The sequence below is a fragment of the Sediminibacillus terrae genome (assembly GCF_009602435.1).
In the GTDB taxonomy this organism is placed as follows: Bacteria; Bacillota; Bacilli; order Bacillales; family Amphibacillaceae; genus Sediminibacillus; species Sediminibacillus terrae.
The window spans coordinates 230,202-252,935 of the sequence record NZ_VZDQ01000011.1 but is presented as its reverse complement, the minus strand read 5'-3'; the positions used below and the strand labels follow the sequence as shown (position 1 = coordinate 252,935).

Genomic DNA, 22,734 nt, shown 5'->3' with positions numbered 1-22,734 from the left:
GTTCAGCTGCCGGTTATATTGATTTTATTGTTTTTTATTTTTCTTTCCCTTTCCCTGATTAATGCGACCGATACCAAGCTCGCGTGACTCCCGGTATAGCGATTTGACAAAGCTTGCCGTCATGAGCAGCATGATAATCGAGAATGGCAAGGCTGCTATTATCATTGTATTTTGCAGAGCCTGCAAGCCGCCAGTGTATAAAAGGGCAAGTGCGGTGGCTGAAAGCAAAACACCCCAGGTAAGCTTGATGAAGTGTCCAGGATTCTGTGAACCGCCTGTTGTCATCATACCCAGTACAAATGTACCGGAGTCGGCAGATGTAATAAAGAACGTGCCAATCAGGATCATGGCCACGACCGACGCTATCATACCGAATGGATAGTTGGCAAAAACTCCGAACAAGGATTCTTCTGTAGCCAGCTCGGAAATCTTGGCGATTCCTTCGTGTTCAAGTGAGATGGCAGTACCTCCAAAAGTAGCGAACCAAAGAAAACCGATCACGGATGGGACAAGCAGTACAGTGAACACGAACTCCCGTATGCTTCGGCCGCGGGAAACACGGGCAATAAAAATTCCGACAAACGGAGACCAGGCGATCCACCATGCCCAGTAAAAGATAGTCCAATCATTGATCCATTCGCGGATATCCGGATCAAGTGGTGCGATCCGGAAGCTCATCTCCGGCAGATGTTGCACGTATGAGCCGAGTGTATTGGTGAATATGTTCAAGAGGAACAAAGTCGGTCCCATAATAAAAATCATTCCGAACAAGATGGCTGCGAGTACCATGTTGGCATTACTCAGGTAACGAATCCCTTTACTAAGTCCTGTCCAGGCGGAAATCATGAACAACACGGTGACAATCGCAACAATGATAAACTGGATGACGATGTTTACCGGTATATTATATAAGTAAGACAACCCGCCGTTTATTTGAACTGCCCCGAATCCAAGAGTGGTAGCAACCCCCATGACAGTCGCGATGACAGCAAGAATGTCGATGACCCTCCCGGTGTTTCCTTCTGCAGTTTTTCCGATTAACGGCTGTAATGTCGAACTGACCAATCCTGAGCGGTCATGCCGAAAATTAAAGTAGGCAAGTACAAGGGCCACAATTCCATAAATAGCCCAGGCATGGATTCCCCAATGAAAAAATGTAAAACGCAACGCATCTTTTATCCCTTGTTCCGTTCCTATTTCTCCTGTAGGTGAACTGGTGGCGTAGTGACTAATTGGCTCTGCCGTTCCCCAGAAAACCAGCCCGATCCCCATCCCGGCACTGAACAGCATGGCAATCCAAGTCGGTCGGGAAAATTCCGGTTTGCTATCCGGTTTCCCCAGCTTGATCCTGCCGACCGGGCTGAACAACAGAAATAAACAAACAATGACAAATATAGTTACCACGATTAAGTAATACCAGCCGAATTTGTTTGCAATAAAAGCTTGAATATTGGTGGTAGCCGTTTCCAGTCCATCTGGCCAAGCTACTCCTAAAATAACTAATACTAACATAATGCCAGCGGATATTTTAAATACTGGCGTAAACCTTTTCCACATTTTACTCCATGGCTCCTTTCCTTACACTGGTTTCAACACGAATTTGTAATAAGTACGATGGCACTCTAATAGACTTTACCCTTGTGACGAGAGAAAAAACGGAAAATGTTTGGCGGAAACATATAAAAAGCGGACATGTTTCCAAAATCAAGGCGGGGAAGCGGAAAGCGAAGGCTATGATATCCTTAAGTAGAAGGCGTTCGGCGTTAGAACTTCAAAAGCAGAGCTGAAGGATAAGGATTTTTCCACGATACTTAATAGAGAAAAGACAAAAAGAGTGGTAAAATGCTGGTTTAAGGGGGAATAGGATTGAAAAAGCAATTCTTGTACATAATTTTTCTGCTGTTTTTGCTGGTTGCCGGGGGGTGCGGTACGGGGGCACAGAATTCTGCTTTAACGGACCAAGACAAACAGGATAACCAGCAAACAGAAGAAAAGACATCACATGATACAGAGGCAGGACAAAACACTACACTGAAGGAAGCAGACGCTGAAGATGATGTGCATGAAGAAAACAAAGAGTCCGGCTCACTTCAAGAAATGCAGGTCCATTATATCGATGTCGGGCAGGCGGATGCGACGCTGCTTAAATTCGATTCTTATACGATTCTACTGGATGCAGGAGACTGGGATAGTCAGGACGTAATTGATTATTTACATTCTCAAAGCATTTCTCACATCGATATTGCGATTGGAACGCATCCCGATGCCGACCATATCGGACAGCTAGATAAAGTGATCAACCAATTTGAAGTAGGGGAAGTGTGGATGTCTGGCAATACGAGCTCATCTGATACGTATCAACGGGTCATGAAAGCAATCAATGCCAATCAAACAGGTTATGAAGAACCACGTATGGGAGATATGTTTGATATTGGTGATTTACAGGTGGAAGTGCTTTATCCAGCGTCGATATCCGGAGAAACGAATCAGGAATCGCTCGCTTTTAAAATGTCTTATGGGGACATTGACTTTCTTTTCACCGGTGATGCGGAAAGTGAACAAGAACAAGATATGATCGGAAGCGGCGTGGACTTGGATGCGGAAATTCTTCAACTGGGCCATCATGGATCCAATACTTCAACCAGCAAAGCTTTTTTGGAAGCAGTCTCTCCAGAAACAGCTATTTATAGTGCTGGAGCTGATAACCAATACGGTCATCCACATCAAGAAGTGCTGGAACGAATTAGGAGTTTTGACGCGGATCTTTACGGGACCGATGCGCATGGGACGATCATGGTGACGACGGATGGAATGTCATATCAGGTGACCACCCATAAAAATGGAGCGATAAAAGCAGGTCAGTCCGACCAGCAGGAGCAGTCAGAACGGGAAAAAGAATCAGAGCCGGCTGAAGCGGGTCACAACGGAGCTGGACAATGCATTGATATTAATAGTGCCGATTCAGAACAAGTGCAGGAAATTATTCATATCGGTCCGGAGCGGGCACAGGATGTAATCGATTTGCGGCCGTTTCGATCGATCGACGAGTTGACCAAAATCAACGGGATTGGGCCTGCCAGGCTTCAAGACATTAAAGACCAAGCAATGGCTTGTATAGGAGGTTGAGAATGCATGAAAGGAATGTTGGACCGAATCGAAGAAGGAAAGTATGCTGTCATTCTTGCCGAAGAAGCGGGGAAAGAATTTGTAATAAATAAGGGGCGGCTGCCTGACGGAGTACAAGTAAACGATTGGCTGGAATTTAATGTCCACGGTGAAGATATTTTCAACATTCAAATCGACAAGCAAAAGTCGTCAAACCGCCAAGAGAAGTCGGAAATGTTAAGGAATCGGGTGCGTTCCCGGTCAAAAGGAAGTAAATTTAAACGGCAACAATAAGTAGCGTAATACGGAACAGGGCTGTGCCAAAAATATAGTGGCCAAATTAACCGAGCGTATTCGATTAGCAATTTGGAATTTGGTTCGAAATTAGTTTTGGGCTATATTTTTATCCTGGTCCCTTTTTAATAGAAGCCATGCAGGAAGGCGTGCTGTAAACAAGCTCGACATGAACAGCCGCATATACCAAGAAGAAAACACATGTCCTTCGGTGGCCAGGCATGAAAAAACATCAGTGTATGATAAGAACACTGATGTTTTTCGGGAAATAACCCGTCCGGCTATTTATTAGTATTGCCTACTTCATTAATTCGCTGACAATTTCGTAAGAACGCAGCCGGTCTTCGTGATGGAAAATTTGAGAATTGATGATCAGTTCGTCAGCATCGGTCTCTTTGATGAATGCTTCCAGCTTTTGTTTGACTGTTTCCGGACCACCTATAATAGAAGCCGGTGATTCGAGCGTTTTTGCGACTGCTGCCTTTTCATGTGGAGCCCATAAGTCGTCGATGTTTTCCACTGGGGGCTGCAGTCTGGACGGTTGGCCGCGTGTAATGCTCAGGAATTGCTGTTGCTGCGAAGTGGCTAAGTACTGCGCCCGTTCGTCCGTATCGGCTGCCACGATGTTGACCCCAAGCATGGCATATGGTTTTTCCATGGATGCCGTAGGTTGGAAGTTGTCCCGATATATTTTTAAAGCTGGCAAAGTGTAATCAGGTGAAAAATGGCTGGCAAAAGAAAACGGCAATCCTTTCACGGCAGATAACCTGGCGCTGAATCCGCTGGAACCAAGCAGCCAAATCGGGATATTCAAACCGGTCCCTGGATAGGCACGCACTCTGGCTGAAGAATTTTCGTCAAAGTAACTCTCCAACTCTTCCACCTGTTGCGGAAAATCCTCTGGTGTCGTGTTCAAGGTACGACGCAAAGCATATGCAGTTGCCTGGTCACTACCCGGGGCACGACCCAGACCCAGGTCTATCCGTCCCGGATAAAGAGATTCAAGGGTTCCGAATTGTTCGGCTATTACCAAGCTCGCATGGTTTGGAAGCATGACGCCTCCTGAGCCAACCCGTATACGGTCGGTGGCACCTGCCACATGGCCGATTACGACAGAAGTGGCTGAGCTGGCAATCCCCGGCATGTTGTGATGTTCAGCGAGCCAGTAGCGGTTGTATCCCCACTTTTCGACGTGCTGTGCCAGATTGACTGTATTTTTATAGGATTGTCCGGCATCGCTTCCCTCATTGATAGGGGCAAGGTCAAGGACAGACAACGGTATATTGTTAAAAAGCTTTGCCTGATCGGTAGTCATATATAGTTACACTCCTTTTGTAAATCACTGCCATTAAATGATACGGCTAATCGATTAAACCGTCCAATAATCTGTTTGATTAGAAGAGGCACAAGCTTCTATACTTCAAGTCTACGGATCCAAAAGATCAAGAAGTTCACTTGACCAAGTGGATATCGGCTCGCGCTGTTCCCGCAGGCACGACCGATTCTAATCCCGGAATCAACAGTGGCCAATCTGAAAATTTCACAAGTTTATTTTCCAGTGTCCCTTTATGAAAAAGTATGCTGCAAATGCTTTTTTGTAAATAATACCTATTCCAAGTGTTGAAGAGCATCAATCCATGCGAAATAATCTTAGGAAAAAAGCGAACCCCTGGGGATTCGCTTCGAAGCAAAACTTATGGACTAATCCATTTTCAAAATAATCTTACCGATGTTTTGGTTGCTCTCCATGCGACGGTGTGCTTCTTGGACTTCTTCCATCGGAAACACTTTATCGATGACCGGTTTTAATCTGCCTTGTTTAAACAAGGGAAGAGCTCTTCCTGCGAAGTCCGCTGTGAGTTTTTCCTTATATTGATCAGACCTCGGAGTGAGCAAGGTACCTTTCCATTGGATGCGTTTGCTCATCATTTCCATTAAGTTCACATTTTCCAGCTGAGCGCCACCTAGCAAGCCGATTAAGATCCACCTGCCATCCATCTGGATACTGTTCAAGTTCTTTCGATAATAAGAGGCACCGATGAAATCGAGGATGACCGCTGCACCTTGCCCGTCGGTAACAGCCAGTACCTCTTTGTCAAACTCCTGCAGTTTATAATTGATGGTGTGGTCAGCGCCTAAGGACTTACAAAAATCCAGTTTTTCACTTGAACCTGCAGTCGTGATGATATGCGCATCTGCCAGCTGTCTGGCCAATTGAATGGCGGCGGTTCCGACACCGCTTCCGCCTGCGTGGATCAGAACGGTTTCTTTCTCTTGCAGTTCCCCAAGCCAGAATAACGTTTGATAAGCGGTTAAATATACTTCCGGAATAGCTGCCGCTTCTTCGAAAGAGAGGTTGTCCGGGATGATCATTGCACGATCGGCAGGCATCACGGCATATTCAGCATACCCTCCGCCATTTACCAACCCCATTACTTTTGTGCCAGGCTCGATTGCTGTATCGCTGCCGCTTTCCTCCACGATGCCTGCTACTTCAATTCCCAATACATCCAGGTTTAAATAGCCCGAAGAAGATTGACGATTGATAATATCCGTCCTATTGATGGCTGCAGCTTCCACTTTGATCAATAGCTCACCGGAATTCAATTTTGGTTTTTCGCGTTCACTCAGCTGTAGTTGCTCTGCGCCGCCCGGCTTTTTGACTGTAATCACTCGCATCATGAAAGACTCCTTTATCACCAGGTATTTTTAATGATTCCCTAACGTTTTCATCCTATCACAGCTCTATCGTCTACGAGAAAAATTTGAACCGGCGTAAAATCGATTCACAAGCATAGACGGGATGAACGCGATATATAAATGTAGAAATGACCATTTGCAGGGAGGTCCTGTATGAATAGCAATCATGAAGTGGCATTGAGCGATATACGTCTTGCCCAAGAACGGATTTCGAAGCTTGTCGCAAAAACTCCGCTGCTTAAAGCACCTGTACTCTCGGAGCATGCTGGGATGGACGCATATTTAAAGTTAGAAACAATCAATGAGGTTGGCTCTTTCAAAATAAGGGGAGCGGCAAATAAAATGCTGCAGCTTACAGAAGCACAACGCAGGCAGGGGGTCACGACCTACTCGACTGGCAACCATGGCATGGCTGTTTCATTTATCGCCCGGAAGCTGTCCATCCCGGCTGTGATTTGTATTTCCAATCGAGTCCCGCAAGCGAAAATAGCAGCCCTTCAAAGGCTGGGGGCGAGAATCGAGATTGTCGGCGATGGTCAGGACGATGCGGCCCGACGTTGCCAGCAATTGCAGGAACAGGATGGCCTGACGATCATACCGCCCTTCGACGATCGGGACATTATCGCCGGCCAGGGAACAATCGCTCTTGAACTGTTAGACGACCTGCCGGAACTGGAAGAGGTGATTATTCCAGTATCAGGGGGAGGACTGATAGCCGGAATCGGATTTACATTAAAACAACTAAAGCCAGACGTACTGGTAACAGGAGTATCGATCGAAGGGGCATCCGCCATGTATGAGAGTCTTAAAGAGGGACAGCCAATCGACTTGCCAGAGAAAAAAACGGTAGCGGACAGTCTGCTGGGAGGAATCAATCTGGATAATCTTTATACATTTACGATGGTACAGCAATATATGGATCGGTTAATCCTTCTTTCGGAACGGAACATCGTCAGGGCGATGACCTTTTTGCTTGAACAGGAGCGGATTGTGGCGGAGGGGGCGGGAGCGGCAGGTGTTGCCGCTGTGTTGAAGGAACGATCGGCCAGGAAAAAGTCCACTGCCATCATGGTTACCGGCAATAATCTGGATTGGCAACAATTTAGGAAGGCAAGGGAGGGAGAACAGGAATGATTGTTTGTACGGAAGCCCAAATTCGTGCTCATGTCCAGCAAAACCTGCAAATAATGAAAGCTGTCGAGACAGGATTCTCCCGCTTATTTGCAGGGGAGGTGTCCATGCCGCCCATCATGCGTATCGATTTTCCGGAACAGCATGGAGAAATCGATATTAAATCTGCCTACATACACGGTGTGGAGCAGTTTGCGGTGAAAATGTCGACAGGCTTCTTTAAAAATAGTCAATTAGGACTTCCGAGCGGAAACGGGATGATGCTTCTATTCAGTGCGGAAACAGGCATGCCGTTGGCGGTACTGCTGGACAATGGTTATCTGACACATTTACGTACTGCAGCGGCCGGAGCTGTTGCAGCTGATTTATTGGCCAATGAGGCAGTGGAGGCAGTAGGAATGATCGGAACAGGTGCCCAGTCGCGCTATCAGCTGGAAGCATTGCAGTTAGTCCGACGGTTTTCCAAGTTGTTCGTCCACGGCCGGAATGCTGCTAATGTTTGTAGATTTGCTGAAGATGTAAGAGGTTTTTACGAGGGGGAAGTGATTGTCTGCGGCACGGCAGAAGAGGTAGTCCAAAAGAGCAGTCTGGTGATCACCACGACATCCGCAGAGTCTCCTTTGGTTCAGGCAGAATGGCTCCATCCCGGACTGCATATTACAGCAGTAGGAGCAGATGCCCCGCACAAGAATGAGTTGGATCCTGCTATTTTTAAAAAAGCGGATAGAATTGTCTGTGACAGCGAATCGCAGTGCCGCAGCCTCGGCGAGCTCCATCATGCCGATAAAGCCAATGCCTTGGACAGACGAACACCTATCGAGGAATTAGGGGCGATAATTTCGGGAGTGAGCCCGGCAAGAAAGGAGTTAGACACCATCACTGTTTGTGATTTAACTGGAACAGGTGTGCAGGATACAATGATTGCTGCTTATGCCTATCAATTGCTTGTTGAAAATGGCGCAGGGACGACTTATTGAAAATCGAAGGCAGGGGGGCTGGCTGTGTTCACGAAGGAAGAATATAAAGAACGTCTAAAACGGACAAAGGAACAAATGGCGATTGACGGTATCGAAGTGCTGCTGGTCACTAATCCATCCAATATGAATTACCTGACCGGCTATAATGCATGGTCGTTTTACGTTCACCAAATGGTGGTCGTCCTGCCTGAAGAAGAAGAACCACGCTGGATTGGCCGGAAGCAGGATGCAAATGCAGCGAAGGAAACCACCTGGCTTCAGCACCGGCATATTTTATTTTATAACGAGGATTATATCCAATCCGCGATATTGCACCCGATGGATGCGATTGCCAGGGTCCTGGATAAAATGGGAAAAGGAAACTGCCGTATCGGTGTGGAATTGGAGAACTATTACTTCACCGCCAAAGCGCTGATCCAACTGGAAATAGGGCTGCCAAACGCGGTATTTCACGATGCTACACTTTTGGTCAATTATTTACGGATGGTAAAATCGGACAAAGAAATTCACCTCATGCAAAAAGCGGCAATGATTGCCGGGCAGACAATGGAGAAGGCGGTGGAAGCAATCGAGCCCGGACGCAGGGAAAATGATGCGGTGGCCGACATTTATCATGCCCAAATCAGCGGTACTTCCAGCTTCGGCGGCGATTATCCCGCAATCGTTCCGCTTCTTCCGGCAGGGAAAAGGACCTCTTCTCCGCACATTACTTGGTCAGATCAGCCTTACAAGATAAGAGATACGGTAATCGTCGAACTAGCAGGTTGTTATCAACGGTACCACGCTCCGTTAGCCCGGACTGTGAGTCTTGGAAAGCCGACGGAAAAAGTGAAGGACTTGGCAGAAGTAGTGGTGGAGGGGTTGAATGACGCCCTGAACGCTGTAAAGCCAGGATTCACCTGTGAGGAAATAGAGGAAGTTTGGAGGAGATCCATCGCAAAACACGGATTCATCAAAGATTCGCGGATCGGTTACTCTGTTGGTCTCAGCTATCCTCCTGACTGGGGCGAGCATACTGCCAGTCTCCGTGCAGGCGACAAAACGATACTCCGGCCGAACATGACCTTTCATTTGATTCCCGGCATTTGGTTCGACAACTACGGGATGGAAATCAGTGAGACGTTCCAGGTCACCGAAACAGGAAGCGCCACGTTGACCGATTTTCCGCGAAAACTATTTGTCAAGTAACTGCTTCTTAGGCTAAGGGGACAGAAATCGACGTAGTGACAAATGTAAGTGCAAGCAATCCGAATAAAACAGAAGCGGACCTTTGTCCAGCCCGCTTCTGTTTTCACATGTTCATTTCCGTTTTTTTCACTAGCGGTTTGATATATTTTTAACTGGAAAACATGCTCGAGCGGTTGGCGGTTGTCCAGGAGGACCATCAACATTTTAATCGAATGAAGCCACTTTGGTATGGGTGAATCATGTTTAACGTAAAAAATGGTATAATCTCCCTTCCCAAGTGAACAATACAGGTGAATAGTTTTTACTTGGAGGGATACCCATGGTGAAGAAAGGCGAAAAGGTATTGCCGAAATTTCCGGACTCTTATTGGCTGGAGAGCTCGGAAATCCCACAATACTCTCCTTTACAAGAAGATATACAGGTCGATGTCGTCATCGTTGGCGGAGGAATTACTGGAATAACAGCCGCGTATTTGCTCGTCAAGGAAGGAGTGAAGGTCGCTTTGCTGGAAGGCGATCGGTTGTTGAATGGAACGACTGGCCATACCACTGCCAAAATAACGGCCCAGCATAATTTGATTTACGATGAATTGATCAGTCATTTCGGAGAAGAGGCAGCCGGGCATTATTACCAAGCAAACACAGATGCTCTTGAATTTATCGCTGAAACGGTAAAAGAACATGATATCCAATGCGGATTTATCCGGCAGGAAGCTTATCTGTATGCGACCAGCGCAGACTATGCCAAAAAGCTGGAAAAAGAATACGATGCCTATCAAAAACTCGGAATCAGTGGCGAGCTGCAAAGTGAAATTCCGTTTGATCAAAAGGTGGAGAATGTCCTTTCCATGAAAAATCAGGCGCAATATCATCCGTTGCATTACCTGGTAAAACTCTTGGAAACAACTGAAAAATCAGGTGGTCAAATCTATGAAAGGACAACCGCTGTAAATGTAGAACGTACAGACAAAGGCACCGCTGTTTTAACAAGAGACGGTTTTCGTGTGACAGGTGATCATGTTTTGGCTTGCACGCATTTCCCTTTTTATGAGGGCACAGGCCTATACTCGACAAGAATGTATGCGGATCGCTCTTATCTGATGGCTGTTAAGTCGGAACAAGACTATCCTGGCGGTATGTATCTGAGCGTCGATCAGCCGAGCCGTTCTCTTCGCGCCGCAACTGCGGGCAAAGAAAACATCGTGCTGGTAGGAGGCGAAAGTCATAAAACCGGACAGGGAAAGGACACGCTGGAATATTATAAAGCGCTGGTTTCCTTCAGTGAGAAAGTTTTGCACTCGAAGCAAATCCTCTATCGCTGGTCGGCACAGGATTTGACAACGCTCGATAAAATTCCTTATATCGGGGAGGTGACCGCCGGCCAGCCGAACGTACTAATCGCCACTGGATACCGGAAGTGGGGGATGACTAGCGGCACTTTAGCAGCGAGGCTGCTGAGGGACATCGTGATGGATAAAAAATCACCATACCGTTCCTTGTTTGCCCCGTCACGTTTCCAAGCCGATCCGAGAGCGCGAAAATTCATCAAAGAGAATGTAGACGTGGCCAAGCACTTAATCAAGGGGAAGCTTGAATTGCCGGTGAAAAAAGTCCATGACTTGTCGAGGGACCAGGGAGCGGCTGTCACCATCCATGGCAAGCGCAAAGGTGCCTATCGGGATGACCGAGGAGAAGTGCATGTCGTGGATACGACCTGTACCCATATGGGGTGTGAAGTGAATTGGAACCATGGTGACCGCACGTGGGATTGTCCATGTCATGGGTCCAGATTTTCTTATACGGGAGAAGTGGTGGAAGGACCAGCCGAAAAGCCGCTGCAAAAAGATGAACATACTTTCTTCGATAATATTTTTTCAGAGGATTCCGGTTACTGAAGGGGCAACGTGTTTAAAGAAAAGAAACTGGGACAAATGCATCGTTACCAACATAAAAACCGAACGAATCGTTCGGTTTTTGTTTTGGTGGCCAAGCTTTTGTCCCAGCCACTTTTTAAAAGATAAGAATAAAATTCAGAGATATCCAGCCTCAGCACTGATTCCTTTGAGTTCTTCAGCTAAGTCTCTGTGTGGCAAAAGACCGACACGTCGGGTCGAGACACGTCATAAGTTTGTCGGAAAAGGTTGCCATAAGGTCTGGCGGAATTAGCCAGCGCACCTTAAACAGGCGCACTCGAATTCTATATAGAAGAGACTAGGTCCTTTTTTGTAGTCCTTTCGTTCAATCCGCCAATTTTAATGCCGCTTTGGAGGTCTTCAAGTCCACCTCGAGCTGCTCTTCCAAATCGCTTGGATGATAGTAGCCTTTATCCATCATATAGTGGCTGATTTTTTCATGGGCTTCAATGGCGTAATTCAATTGGGTCCGCAAAACATCTCTTACTTCCGGAGTTGCGGCCTCAGTCAACGCGAATGTCATATTCCGTACAGCGGATTTAGTGGTAATCAAAAAATCGGTTGCGATTACCTGATCCGTCATCCCGCTCAATCCGGCCACTTTCTGCAGCATGTTTGTCATGCCCCTTCCCCCTCTTGTTCTAACAACTGATTCAATTGTTCTATATGCACCTTTCCTTCACTGACATCTGTTTCCAAGATCGATTTCAACTGCTTACATCCTACCAATCCATGCATGGTGGAAGACTTTGTCAGACACAAATTTTTGAACGTAAGTATTTCATGCAGTTCTAACCGTTCATGGAGTGCCAATTGATTCGTCATTTGTTCACTTCCCATCTTTTTTGTTTTTTTTAGACTGCATCACTTTACCGCAATTATTCAGCGTATAAACTTAGCGGCTTGAGAGAAACTATCACTTAGTTTATTACATTCTAGGAGGATTCCGATGGGACAGGAAGACTTAGCTTTTCATGAAACCATGGATTTGCATGAATTGTTGAATTTAAAGACTGTTGCCTTGTTAAAAGCCAAAATGATGCAGGGAATTGTATTCGACCAGGATCTTCGCGCACTGCTGGAAAAAAACGTCGAAATGTCGGTTATGGACATTAAACAGATTCAGCGTCTTTATCCATACGCAAAGACACAGTGAATGGAGGTGTAATAAATGAATGATTACTTAGATCCAATCAATTCGGTCGGCATGCCGGAGAAAATCGATTCAGCGATAGCGCTCGACTTGCTTATCACCATCAAGGAAGCCATTCGCAACCATGCAGTAGCTTTGACGGAGGCTGCCAGTCCGGAGGTACGCACGACCATTCGGAACCAAATGGAAGCTGCCCTCGATTTTCAAACGGAAGTCACTGATTTGATGGTAAGGAAAAAATGGTTCCATCCATATGACGTTGCCGAACAGCAAATGCTTGATTTGAAATCCGCTCAGACCGCGGTCGATATTGCCGGCCTCGACCTGTTTCCTGAAAATAATAACCGGAAAGGTCTGTTCCCGACACCACCGCAATAAGAGGAAAACGGAGGAGATAGAGACCATGAAAGCAGTAACGTATCAGGGAGTGAAAAATGTTGTCGTCAAAGACGTCGAGGCTCCCAAAATAGAGAAACCCGATGACGTCATAGTGAAACTGACCAATACCGCCATCTGTGGCTCCGATTTACATTTGATACATGGCATGATTCCCAACACCCAAGAAAATTACATCATAGGACATGAACCGATGGGGATCGTGGAAGAAGCAGGGCCAGAGGTCACCAAGGTGAAAAAAGGCGACCGTGTCGTGGTACCGTTCAACGTCAGCTGCGGAAAGTGCTGGTTTTGTGAAAACCAGTTGGAAAGCCAATGCGACAACGCCAATGATAATGGCGAGATGGGTGCCTATTTCGGATACTCAGGCACTACTGGAGGCTACCCTGGTGGACAAGCAGAATACATGCGGGTACCCTATGGTAACTTCACTCCGTTTAAAATCCCCGAAGATAGTGAAGTGGACGACGATAACCTGGTATTGCTATCGGATGCGGGATCTACGGCGTACTGGAGTGTCGATAACTCCGGCATGAAGGAAGGAGATACAGTCATCATTTTAGGCTGTGGTCCGGTCGGACTTTTAGCTCAGAAATTCGCCTGGCTGAAAGGGGCAAAACGAGTGATTGCCGTTGACTACGTCGGTTATCGACTGGAACATGCGAAACGGACGAACCGGGTGGAAATCGTCAATTTTGAAGACCATCAAAATGCCGGTGCTTATCTTCATGAAATGACCAAAGGCGGGGCGGATGTCGTCATAGATTGTGTGGGTATGGATGGAAAAATGACTGATCTGGAATTTCTCGCTTCCGGATTGAAACTGCAAGGTGGCTCGATGGGGGCATTGGTAATGGCCAGTCAGGCTGTACGAAAAGGTGGTAATATTCAAGTCACAGGTGTCTATTCTGCCAGATATAATGCATTTCCTTTCGGAGATATATTTGAGAGAAATGTAAACATCCGAACTGGACAAGCGCCTGTCATCCACTATATGCCATACCTTCACGAGCTTATTTCCCGACGAAAAGTTGATTTAAGCGACATTATAACGCACACGCTGCCATTGCATGAAGCAAAACACGGGTATGAAATATTTGATACGAAGACGGAAGACTGTATTAAAGTCGTTTTGAAGCCTTAACACAAAATCCTCTTCTATCAAAAAACGTAAAGGAAAGGAGGTCCATTTATGGATGTACAGCGTGCCCAAGAAATCACTTCCTCCGAGATGATGGTGGATGTCACCTACAAGGGAGGAAAAGTGTATATTGAACACGTCGATCAAGGAGCGGGAATGGCAACCATCCATCCGCTCGAGGAGCCGGAATCAAAACAAAGTGTTCGTCTCGAAGACTTATTAGAACAATAAATGAAAACGAATAGAGTCCGGAACAAAAACAAAAGCGGAACGAATTCTATCTCCAACGAATTCGTTCCGTTTTTTTATTATAGGGTTTCTTCGGTAGTGTTCTTTTTATCTAAGGGTTAAAACTGTATCTCGCCATCTTCCTTGACCGGTAAATATTTTGTGAAATAAGCTCCAATTATCAATAATAACACGGTAATCGTCCAGCTGATGATGCCCAAAAAGTCCAACCAGTAGGCCAGCAGCTGTGTGACAGCGATCAAATAAAAACAAATCGGTGTCAATGCGGCCTTCATTCCGGTTACCCCTGCTTTCCTTCTTTTTTTACGTTCATGCTGATAGAGAAAACAAGTGCAATCACAGTGAGTATAGTGAGAAAGATTTGAAGCAAGCTACCCCTCCTTGCCTAATTTCTGTTCTATTGATAACTCTAGTTTAACATATTTTGGGAGGAAGGGAATGAGCAGATAAGAAATGGAATTTTCCTATCATGATTTACGTGGTTTGGAGTGATGGAAGGTTATGGTAAGATTAAAACTAGTCTTAGTGTTAACGGCCGACCGACCCAGGACAGAAGTGATCTACAGCATAAGGTCGATTGTGGAAAGAGGGAAGGAGAATAATCAGATGGAAATAAGAAAACCTGACGAGTCTGAGCTGGAATGGATTTTTACTTTATCCCCACTAGCGATAAAGGAAGGGACGACAGGGGAATCAACACCAGATGCAGTTAAGACGAAAAAATTGATTGAGCATGTACTGGAAAAGGGTGGTCGCTATTGCGCCGCATTTGAAAAAGACCAATTGCTGGGTTGGGCTTTAGTTGGCAGCGGAAAAGATTCGTTTACGGACAAGGCATTCGGCTTTGTTTATGAACTGTTTGTCCTTCCGGATTATAGAGGAAAAGGAATTGCCGAACAATTGATGAATACTGTCCGTGACCATTTTAAAAGTGATGGGTTCAGGGAAGTGCGCCTGAGTGTTTATACGGAAAACAAAGCAATCGACCTTTATAAGAAGCTGGGATATACAGAAAAGACCATCACGATGAATATGGAGTTATAAGTTGGTGGTTTTGCCAAAACTTATTAAAATACAGCGGATGAATGTCCGGCTTCAGAGGATATACGTCACCAGAAATTTGGGTAAAGCAATAGATAAAGCAGGCTCGTCAGTTCAGTCCACTTCTATTGCAGCATTATGATAAAAAGAGGTGTCCAACTTGATTATTAAAAAGATATCATGCCATGTACCTCCTGAAAGGAAAAAGTCATTTGATGAACAACAAACCATGTGGCATACCATGAAACGATGTGATGGTTTCCTTTGCCAGCTTGGCGGCTGGGAAGAAACGGATTCATCTAAGGCTTCCATCTACTCGTTTTGGGAAACGTTCCATGCTTACCAGTATTTTATGGATCACTGCCATGACCAAATCGTCGGAACCACTCAAGAAAAACCATATAATTCCATAACGATTGAGTTGTATGAAGAGCAATTCACTTTATCGGAGAAGGGTTTACCGATCCGCCGTGTTCTGGCAGAAGCCGATTTTTTACGGATTGCGCTAGCTACAGTGAAACGTGAATGTATTCCCCGATTCATAAAAAACCAACAGGATATATGGAATCCTGGCATGCAACAGGCCGAGGGGATGCTGGGTGGTGTGTTCAGTCGTTCCCGAGAGGTTGATAGTCAGTTTCTTGTGTTATCAGGCTGGAAAAGCGAATACGCTCACCGACAATATATGGACAATTTTTTTCCATCCCTTTTGGAAGCGGCAAATCCAAAAGAAGACGTCATTGTCCTGACAGGAGAACAGTTCAGCGTCGAAGAAAGCTGGCGGGTCAGTATATAACCAGGCAGGATAGAAGAACGGTGCCGGTTGGCGATTTCTCCCTTGAAGAGGGTCAGAGATACCTTTCGCATAATCTCCAAATACCGTGTGCACCGGGGGTTGGCGTTAACTTGACGGCCTGAAAGATTGACTGTTATGCTAATTTCATTATTTCCCTGTGGATAGGGTATCCTGTGCAATGATATTTCATCACGTTTTTATCTTCTCTGAGAAAAACGGAAATACCCTCTTACACGAGATGCCGTATAGAATGTAGGAGGTAGTATTATGGTCCGTGTAATAGAAACGGCAAGGAAGAAACTTACATACAGCAATGTTTTGGCTGTCGTCCTGTTTGCTGTGCTTGTTGCCTGCTCTATGTATTTTGTTTATCATAACTATTCCTTTTATGATCGGCCGATTGCCAAAGTAACGGAAACAAACCAGATTGATCACAAAGAAGTAACAGCAGAGCACGGCAACAAGGATGAAGTTTTTACACAAGAGATTTTAGCAGAAATCATGAATGGCGATAAAAAAGGACAGCAGCTTCGCTTAACAAATGAATATTCTTCTTCGGCCACCTATAGTCAGGCATACCGGGAAGGAAACGATTTATTTGTTTCCATCGATCCTGCCAGCCAAGACGACAATGCAGAGTTGACCGGAACTATTCTGGATGTCAAACGAGACAAGTATATCCTGCTTGTAGCATGGCTGTTTGTGTTCATTTTATTGCTTGTCGGCAAAAAACAAGGCTTGTATTCTGTCATCAGCTTGGCCGTCAATGCGGTGTTGATTTCCTACGCCTTGGATATGTATATCCAGTACGCAAATTTCGGCTTGTTGTTGATGTGTGCATGCAGTGTTGTTTTATTTACCTTGACTTCGTTACTGCTTGTCAACGGCTTTAACGAAAAAACATACGCTGCAATAGCTGCAACCCTGTTAGGAACATTGACCTCTTTGCTGATTACTTATTTCGTCATGTGGATCACTGCTGAAAAAGGGCTGCGTTACGAGGAAATGGGCTTTTTGACACGACCGCCACAAGTAGTGTTCATGGCAGGCATATTGATCGGTTCTTTGGGAGCAGTCATGGACGTGGCGATTACGATGTCTTCCTCCATTTTCGGACTGTATGAGAAAAATAAAAACATTGCAGTCAAAGCGCTGAGAACTTCCGGGATGGAGATTGGAAAAGACATTATGGGCACGATGACCAACATCCTGTTTTTTGCTTATATCAGTGGCTCGATTCCGACCATGATTTTGTATTTGAAAAATGAGTACCCAGTGTCCTATACGTTTTCCATGAATCTTTCCTTGGAATTAGCCAGGGCTTTAGCCGGTGGAATAGGAATCGTACTGACCATTCCCATCGGGCTTTACACTGCGATATTTTTTGTTAATCGAAAGCGGGCGAAATCATGAACACTTTAGTTTGGCTGGCGGTTATATTGTTTTTACTGATGATTGGTATTGGAGGGAAAAAGGGAGCAAGATCATTTTTCGCCATCATGTTGAACTTTGGCGTGCTGATTGTCATCTTGTTCATGATGCTCGGGCGTGATAACGATCCGATTATTTTGACGGTCATTGCCAGTACCCTTATTAGTTGCATAACACTCTTTTTTATTAACCAAGTCAATATCACGACCAAAACGGCTTTTGTTTCCACTGTTATCACCATTGTATTGTTGCTGTTTCTTATTGTCTTCCTGACGGACAGATCGATGATCCAAGGGTTCAGTGATGAAGAAATGGGCGAACTATATGTATTTACGATGCATATTGGCGTGGATTATGTGAAGATTGCAGCTTCGGTCATCATTATGAGTACAATCGGGGCAATAACGGATGTTGCCATTTCGATTTCATCGCCGATGCGGGAAATATTTTACCACAACCCCTCGATGAGCAGAAAAGAGCTGTTTGTGTCTGGTATAAGTATCGGGAGGGACATATTGGGCACCAATACGAATACAGTATTCTTTGCTTTTATGGGAGGATATTTGGCTCTATTGATTTGGTATAAAGATTTGGCTTATTCGCTTGGCGAGATTATCAACTCCAAGGTGTTCGCGGAAGAAATGATCGGCATACTCTGTGCGGGGATGGGAGTGGCTATCGTCATTCCGATCACTTCGTGGATTACCGCTCTTGCGCTGGTACGGACTAGAAAGAAGAGTGGGGCCGCCAATTAGGTCTGTGCGTTGTTAAACAGGAAACCCTCCGGCATAAAACCGGAGGGTTTGTTGTGTCAGTTGCTGAAATAGTGCTGAATTCCTTCGCTGATGCCGGCAGCCACCTTATCCTGATAGGTTTCGGTCTTGATTACCCCAAGCTCTGCAGGATTGGAGATAAAACCAAGCTCTATCAGAACCGACAAATCGCTGTTTTTCTTAAGCACACGATAGTCTGCTCGTTTCGTTCCTTTGTCCTTGAGAGAGACGTGGTCGACTATCCCTGATTGAATGTATTCTGCCAATTCCAAGTCTTCGCTGTCTGTATAATGATAGGTGCTGATTCCACCGACTGTACTGACCGGAAATGAGTTATAGTGAAAGCTGATAAATGCATCTGTACTCGAACGATTGCTGAGCTTGATCCGGTTCTCCAGCGAAATATACGTATCATCTTCTCTGGTCATGACAATGTTGGCACCGCTTGCTTCCAGGTTTTGGGCCACTTTGAAAGCCGTTGTCAGCGTTAAATCCTTTTCATATGTCCCGTCGAACCCGATGGCGCCAGGATCTTTGCCGCCATGCCCTGCATCCAGGACGATGGTGTATCCTGTCAATGGCTCGACTGTCTGGTTTTGCTCCTGCTCATTTTTGACAGCGTCAGAATTCTCTTTTTGCATTGCTTTATTTTCTGCCGATTTGCTGACATTTTGTTTTTTATACATTGCTGTTTGCTTGCGCTTATGTAAAGAATCATGACCCTGTTCCAGCGGGACAAGGTATTGGGAGGCTACCCAGCCTACCTGATTGTCATAATAAGTTTTCGCCCATCCGTAAGCTTCATCGAACACGGTGACCATATCGCCATTTTGCAGATTCCCGATTACTTTTCCATTGCCGGAAGGCTCGTCACGGATCAAAAGGGAAGAACCGTCCACCACGTCCACCATATAAGTCTCGTTGTCCGCCGCCATCACCGATGGAGCGAGCAACAAGAAGAGAAGCATCAACCCCGCCACTGTTGTCAAAGTGATTAATCGTTTCATCAAAAAACCCCTTTCTATCAAACTATTTTCCTGCCGCAGCTTTCTAGCGCGATATTTCACCATCTTACCCAGTCTGCAATTCTTTTAAACACGGTTTCTATTATTTATAGTGAAAAATCTAGCAAAATAGTACTTTCAATGGAAAAATAGTAAGAAAGATAGTAGGGGAATAGGAAAATAGAAAGGGGGGAGAAGACGGGTGATCTAAAAAGGCTAAGGCGAAAAAAGAAGAAATTCTCCACGGACCATTTTATGGCCTTGGCGGGAATTTCTTCTCTGGCTCAGGTAGACAGTTTTTGCTTGAAAGCTGTCAGTTTTTCTTTCACTTCTGAAATCAACTGTTTGATTTGGTCCACATCCGGTGTTTGTTTTTGTGCATGTGCAATCAAAGGATAGAGACTATCTTCGATGTTTTTGTAATCGTCTGGGAAGTTGGTTTCCACTGATTTTTCGATAGTGTCCCATTCCTCAGACAGGGTTTTCCCCAATTGGTTAATGGTTTCCGTTTGTTCAGGTTGATTGTTGACAGCGGCTGCCAGTTCCTCGAGGACTTCCAGTACTTTCCCCACACCATCTGCGATTTTCTGCTCGCTTCGTGCGTCAAGGGAAGTAACCTCTTCCACAGGGGGTGTATCCGCCGGACTGGTTTGCTGTTGTCGTTCCGGCTCGTCCTCTCCAAGGTAATAGTACAAGCCGAGTCCTAGCAAGGCAATCCAAAAAAGCTGCTTCAGGGGAATCATCTCCTTTTGAGTTTGTCGAAGGTAGCCTTCCCCCAATGCAGGTATTTTTATGCAAAAGTGTACTGGTTTGGTAAAGACCGACGATCAATCGACATCCTTTTTTTCCAAGAAATCAATCAGGCCGGAAACTTCATGGAATACCGCTTCAGGCTCCACGGAATATTCCGATGACTGGTATTCGGGCAGCCATTTTGCGGCGCCGATGTGAACGCCTGCCTCATTGCCGGCATTCATATCATCGTCACTGTCCCCGATATACATGGCTTCGTCGGGTGCGGCGTTCAATTTTTTCAACGCTTGCTGTATCCCTTCGGGCGCCGGCTTGGCATCCTTGACATCATCGCCGCTGATCAGTACATCGAAGTACTTTTTCATATCAAGTTCTGCGAGAGAAAATTCAAAGCTTTTCCGGGATTTCCCGGTGACGACCCCCAGCTTCACCCCCCTGTCTTTTAGTTCGGCAAGCATCTGCACGATTTCCTGATTATTGTCGACCAACCGGTCATGATTTGCTTCATACTGCTGGTAATAAAAAGCGACAGCCTCCTCCAGCTCATTGCTCTGCAAGTTCTGTTCGATCAATTCCGGTTCCGGCGGGCCGAACATTTCTTTGATTTCTTCTTTTGAATAGTCTTTTTGATCATATTTTTTGAACACCTCTTGAAATCCGTATATGTTGACGGGAAGTGTGTTCGCCAGTGTTCCGTCAAAGTCGAAAATGACTGCTTTCATGGATTACATCCTTTCTTCTGGAGTTTTTTCTGCTATCGTCTGTTCCAGTCTTTGATGTTATACCCGAAAAAGGTAATAAAAAAAAGTTGCATAAGTCTGAGTGACTGGTTGCATTTTTGTGATTCCGGTCTCACAACCAATTTTTAATTTTTTTCAGCGAGCGAAAGAAACGAGTAAAAAAAGCTTTATCATTCGATTGATGAAGATCAAAATGAAAGAAAGGCACGACGATAAAGCTCTTCAGCCAATCAATAAAGATTAAGGGGCGGGGGGCCGAGCATAAGCATACAATCTATGAAAAAACTGCCATAGTCGTAAAAATGCTTGCAATTGAATTATAAGCCCGGATATTCTCAATCACCGTTTAAACGTCGGACCATAGGATTTTTTTAACCATATTATCAGAACGATCATGCATACGTTTGAAATGAAACCGGGAAAGGCATTAGATTAATATAAGAATAGAGGAGGGTGACAAATGGATAGACAAGTTGCAGGAATGACAATCAGTGACTGGATTCACCGAATTCCTTTACTGGCACAAGTCAAACAATATGAACCCGTATACTGGGAAAACAAAAGAGTCCGTGGAGACCTTCCAGAAATGGAGAAGTTAAACGGAGAGGATATAACCGATGCGGCGGAAAGATGGCAGCGATTCGCTCCCTTATTGAAAAAACTATTCCCTTCCTTGCAAGAAACAGAAGGGAAAATTGTATCACCGCTCCACAGGCTGGAACGGTATCAGTCGAACTGCATGGAGGAACTGACAGAAGACTGCCTTTTTTATTTGAAATGTGACAACCAGCTTCCAGTGGCCGGATCGATCAAAGCGAGGGGGGGCATGTATGAGGTACTCAAACATGCCGAATCACTTGCGCTTCAGAAAGGGTTGCTCAAGCTCGACGATGATTATCGTCAACTCGCTTCCAAAGCCTGCAGGCAATTTTTCAACCGGCATTCTATTGGAGTCGGTTCGACCGGTAACTTAGCTCTCAGTATAGGGATTGTCGGAACGGCGCTCGGCTTTCAGGTGCATGTGCATATGTCGAACGATGCAAAGCAGTGGAAAAAAGACTTGCTGCGACAACATGGTGCCCATGTGCACGAATATGCAGGAGATTTCAGTGAAGCCATCACAAAAGGGAGACAGCTGACAGAAACGGATCCTGCTGCTTATTTTATCGATGATGAAGATTCGAAAGATTTGTTTCTAGGCTACAGCGTAGCAGCAGCTGAATTAAAACAACAGTTGGAAACAGAAAATATTTTCATCAGTGAACAAAAACCGCTTTTTGTGTATTTGCCCTGTGGTGTCGGCGGGGCGCCGGGAGGCATTGCATATGGTTTAAAACAACTGTTTGGCCGATTGGTTCATTGCCTATTTGTCGAACCGACCCATGCACCGTCAGTCTTGCTTGGACTATCGACTGGTCTTCATGAAGGTATTTCTGTCCAGGATTTCGGCTTGGATAACCGGACCGCAGCGGACGGCCTTGCGGTAGGAAGGCCGTCCAGGTTTGCTTCCTCTGTCAGTCAGCACACGGTAAGCGGAATTTACACCGAAAACGATGATACTTTTTATCGGTTGACTTATGAGCTATGGAATGAGGAAGGTATTTTTTTGGAGCCGTCGGCAGCGGCGGGATTGTCAGGACCAAGGCGGATACAGGAAGATTCACGTTTATCGCACACAGTGCCGGATGGAGTCCATGTCGCTTGGGCAACAGGCGGGGCATTAGTACCTGATTCGGAACGGGAAGTGATTTATCAGAAGGGGAGGCAGCTTGCTGAAAAGAAATAACCCTCGAATAACAAGCGTTTTGCAAAGGGCTCCTGTGGACATATGTTCTGCAGGAGCTTGGTTTATGGGGGAATGGCAGCTTAAAAACAAACATATTATAGTGTGAGTGCTGAACAAAGGAAAGATGTGAACATAGACAATAATAAAGAAATAAAGCAAGGGGT

Annotated in this window: 24 protein-coding genes; 15 read left to right on the top strand and 9 right to left on the bottom strand. The window is 45.5% G+C overall.

Going from position 1 to position 22,734, the window contains the following annotated elements; translation table 11 throughout:
- Nucleotides 1–24: 24 nt before the first annotated feature.
- Nucleotides 25–1,557, bottom strand: a complete 1,533-nt coding sequence (locus F6X55_RS03815; protein WP_026571954.1) for a glycine betaine uptake BCCT transporter — start codon at nt 1,555–1,557, stop codon at nt 25–27.
- A gap of 309 nt (nt 1,558–1,866) precedes the next feature.
- Between F6X55_RS03815 and F6X55_RS03810 the strand changes: the two genes are divergently transcribed.
- Nucleotides 1,867–3,126, top strand: coding sequence for an MBL fold metallo-hydrolase (locus tag F6X55_RS03810; RefSeq protein ID WP_237648592.1), 1,260 nt, complete (start codon nt 1,867–1,869; stop codon nt 3,124–3,126).
- Nucleotides 3,127–3,132: 6 nt separating this feature from the next.
- Complete coding sequence (locus F6X55_RS03805; protein ID WP_026571952.1) at nt 3,133–3,399, top strand: DUF3006 domain-containing protein; 267 nt, start codon at nt 3,133–3,135, stop codon at nt 3,397–3,399.
- Between the two features lie 298 nt (nt 3,400–3,697).
- Here F6X55_RS03805 and F6X55_RS03800 read toward each other — a convergent pair whose 3' ends face one another.
- Both F6X55_RS03800 and F6X55_RS03795 read right to left on the bottom strand, forming a co-directional pair.
- Entirely contained in the window at nt 3,698–4,714 is a 1,017-nt protein-coding gene (locus F6X55_RS03800; RefSeq protein ID WP_026571951.1) for an LLM class flavin-dependent oxidoreductase, read from the bottom strand.
- A gap of 386 nt (nt 4,715–5,100) precedes the next feature.
- The gene (locus F6X55_RS03795; RefSeq protein ID WP_026571949.1) at nt 5,101–6,078 is read right to left on the bottom strand and encodes an NAD(P)H-quinone oxidoreductase; all 978 of its coding nucleotides are present in this window, start codon (nt 6,076–6,078) and stop codon (nt 5,101–5,103) included.
- A gap of 174 nt (nt 6,079–6,252) precedes the next feature.
- Between F6X55_RS03795 and F6X55_RS03790 the strand changes: the two genes are divergently transcribed.
- The 4 genes from F6X55_RS03790 (at nt 6,253) to F6X55_RS03775 (ending at nt 11,289) form a co-directional block, all read left to right on the top strand.
- On the top strand, nt 6,253–7,233 hold the full coding sequence (locus tag F6X55_RS03790) for a pyridoxal-phosphate dependent enzyme (RefSeq protein ID WP_026571948.1): 981 nt from the start codon (nt 6,253–6,255) through the stop codon (nt 7,231–7,233).
- Nucleotides 7,230–8,207, top strand: a complete 978-nt coding sequence (locus F6X55_RS03785) for a cyclodeaminase (RefSeq protein ID WP_153462029.1) — start codon at nt 7,230–7,232, stop codon at nt 8,205–8,207. Before F6X55_RS03790 ends, F6X55_RS03785 begins: the two co-directional genes overlap by 4 nt.
- A gap of 18 nt (nt 8,208–8,225) precedes the next feature.
- On the top strand, nt 8,226–9,395 hold the full coding sequence (locus F6X55_RS03780; RefSeq protein ID WP_153462027.1) for a M24 family metallopeptidase: 1,170 nt from the start codon (nt 8,226–8,228) through the stop codon (nt 9,393–9,395).
- Between the two features lie 319 nt (nt 9,396–9,714).
- Nucleotides 9,715–11,289, top strand: coding sequence for an FAD-dependent oxidoreductase (locus F6X55_RS03775; protein WP_153462025.1), 1,575 nt, complete (start codon nt 9,715–9,717; stop codon nt 11,287–11,289).
- A gap of 343 nt (nt 11,290–11,632) precedes the next feature.
- On the opposite strand, the gene F6X55_RS03770 is transcribed toward F6X55_RS03775, so the two are convergent.
- Together F6X55_RS03770 and F6X55_RS03765 are read right to left on the bottom strand one after the other, a co-directional pair.
- A complete protein-coding gene (locus F6X55_RS03770; RefSeq protein ID WP_026571944.1) occupies nt 11,633–11,929 on the bottom strand; it encodes a spore coat protein in 297 nt (98 codons plus the stop codon).
- Nucleotides 11,926–12,132: a hypothetical protein gene (locus tag F6X55_RS03765; protein ID WP_153462024.1), complete on the bottom strand. Its 207-nt coding sequence runs from the start codon at nt 12,130–12,132 to the stop codon at nt 11,926–11,928. Before F6X55_RS03765 ends, F6X55_RS03770 begins: the two co-directional genes overlap by 4 nt.
- Before the next feature lie 124 nt (nt 12,133–12,256).
- Here F6X55_RS03765 and F6X55_RS03760 point away from each other — a divergent pair, with 124 nt between their 5' ends.
- Genes F6X55_RS03760 through F6X55_RS03745 form a run of 4 tightly spaced genes read left to right on the top strand, consistent with a single transcriptional unit; the run spans nt 12,257 to nt 14,228 of the window.
- A complete protein-coding gene (locus F6X55_RS03760) occupies nt 12,257–12,463 on the top strand; it encodes a hypothetical protein (RefSeq protein WP_026571942.1) in 207 nt (68 codons plus the stop codon).
- 15 nt (nt 12,464–12,478) lie between these two features.
- Nucleotides 12,479–12,838 carry a spore coat protein gene (locus F6X55_RS03755; protein ID WP_026571941.1) on the top strand — a complete coding sequence of 120 codons (360 nt, stop codon included), beginning with the start codon at nt 12,479–12,481 and terminating at the stop codon, nt 12,836–12,838.
- 25 nt (nt 12,839–12,863) lie between these two features.
- Nucleotides 12,864–14,000: a zinc-dependent alcohol dehydrogenase gene (locus tag F6X55_RS03750; protein WP_026571940.1), complete on the top strand. Its 1,137-nt coding sequence runs from the start codon at nt 12,864–12,866 to the stop codon at nt 13,998–14,000.
- A gap of 48 nt (nt 14,001–14,048) precedes the next feature.
- Nucleotides 14,049–14,228 carry an H-type small acid-soluble spore protein gene (locus F6X55_RS03745; RefSeq protein ID WP_026771549.1) on the top strand — a complete coding sequence of 60 codons (180 nt, stop codon included), beginning with the start codon at nt 14,049–14,051 and terminating at the stop codon, nt 14,226–14,228.
- A 116-nt stretch (nt 14,229–14,344) separates the two neighbouring features.
- Here the strand turns inward: F6X55_RS03745 and F6X55_RS03740 are convergent, their stop codons facing one another.
- Nucleotides 14,345–14,521 (bottom strand): hypothetical protein, encoded by a 177-nt coding sequence (locus tag F6X55_RS03740; RefSeq protein WP_237648591.1) that lies wholly within the window; start codon nt 14,519–14,521, stop codon nt 14,345–14,347.
- Between the two features lie 331 nt (nt 14,522–14,852).
- Between F6X55_RS03740 and F6X55_RS03735 the strand changes: the two genes are divergently transcribed.
- The 4 genes from F6X55_RS03735 to F6X55_RS03720 all read left to right on the top strand — a co-directional run bounded on the left by F6X55_RS03735 (nt 14,853) and on the right by F6X55_RS03720 (nt 18,269).
- Nucleotides 14,853–15,290 (top strand): GNAT family N-acetyltransferase, encoded by a 438-nt coding sequence (locus tag F6X55_RS03735; RefSeq protein ID WP_026771547.1) that lies wholly within the window; start codon nt 14,853–14,855, stop codon nt 15,288–15,290.
- 157 nt (nt 15,291–15,447) lie between these two features.
- Nucleotides 15,448–16,083 carry a DUF4937 domain-containing protein gene (locus tag F6X55_RS03730; protein ID WP_026571936.1) on the top strand — a complete coding sequence of 212 codons (636 nt, stop codon included), beginning with the start codon at nt 15,448–15,450 and terminating at the stop codon, nt 16,081–16,083.
- 267 nt (nt 16,084–16,350) lie between these two features.
- On the top strand, nt 16,351–17,496 hold the full coding sequence (locus F6X55_RS03725; protein WP_026771545.1) for a YibE/F family protein: 1,146 nt from the start codon (nt 16,351–16,353) through the stop codon (nt 17,494–17,496).
- A complete protein-coding gene (locus tag F6X55_RS03720) occupies nt 17,493–18,269 on the top strand; it encodes a YibE/F family protein (RefSeq protein WP_026571934.1) in 777 nt (258 codons plus the stop codon). Before F6X55_RS03725 ends, F6X55_RS03720 begins: the two co-directional genes overlap by 4 nt.
- Nucleotides 18,270–18,325: 56 nt before the next feature.
- Here the strand turns inward: F6X55_RS03720 and F6X55_RS03715 are convergent, their stop codons facing one another.
- The 3 genes from F6X55_RS03715 to F6X55_RS03705 all read right to left on the bottom strand — a co-directional run bounded on the left by F6X55_RS03715 (nt 18,326) and on the right by F6X55_RS03705 (nt 20,766).
- On the bottom strand, nt 18,326–19,294 hold the full coding sequence (locus tag F6X55_RS03715) for an N-acetylmuramoyl-L-alanine amidase family protein (RefSeq protein ID WP_051382068.1): 969 nt from the start codon (nt 19,292–19,294) through the stop codon (nt 18,326–18,328).
- Between the two features lie 281 nt (nt 19,295–19,575).
- On the bottom strand, nt 19,576–20,034 hold the full coding sequence (locus tag F6X55_RS03710; protein WP_051382067.1) for a hypothetical protein: 459 nt from the start codon (nt 20,032–20,034) through the stop codon (nt 19,576–19,578).
- A gap of 84 nt (nt 20,035–20,118) precedes the next feature.
- Entirely contained in the window at nt 20,119–20,766 is a 648-nt protein-coding gene (locus F6X55_RS03705; protein WP_026771544.1) for an HAD family hydrolase, read from the bottom strand.
- Between the two features lie 478 nt (nt 20,767–21,244).
- Between F6X55_RS03705 and F6X55_RS03700 the strand changes: the two genes are divergently transcribed.
- The gene (locus tag F6X55_RS03700; protein ID WP_202616111.1) at nt 21,245–22,570 is read left to right on the top strand and encodes a D-serine ammonia-lyase; all 1,326 of its coding nucleotides are present in this window, start codon (nt 21,245–21,247) and stop codon (nt 22,568–22,570) included.
- Nucleotides 22,571–22,734: the final 164 nt, after the last annotated feature.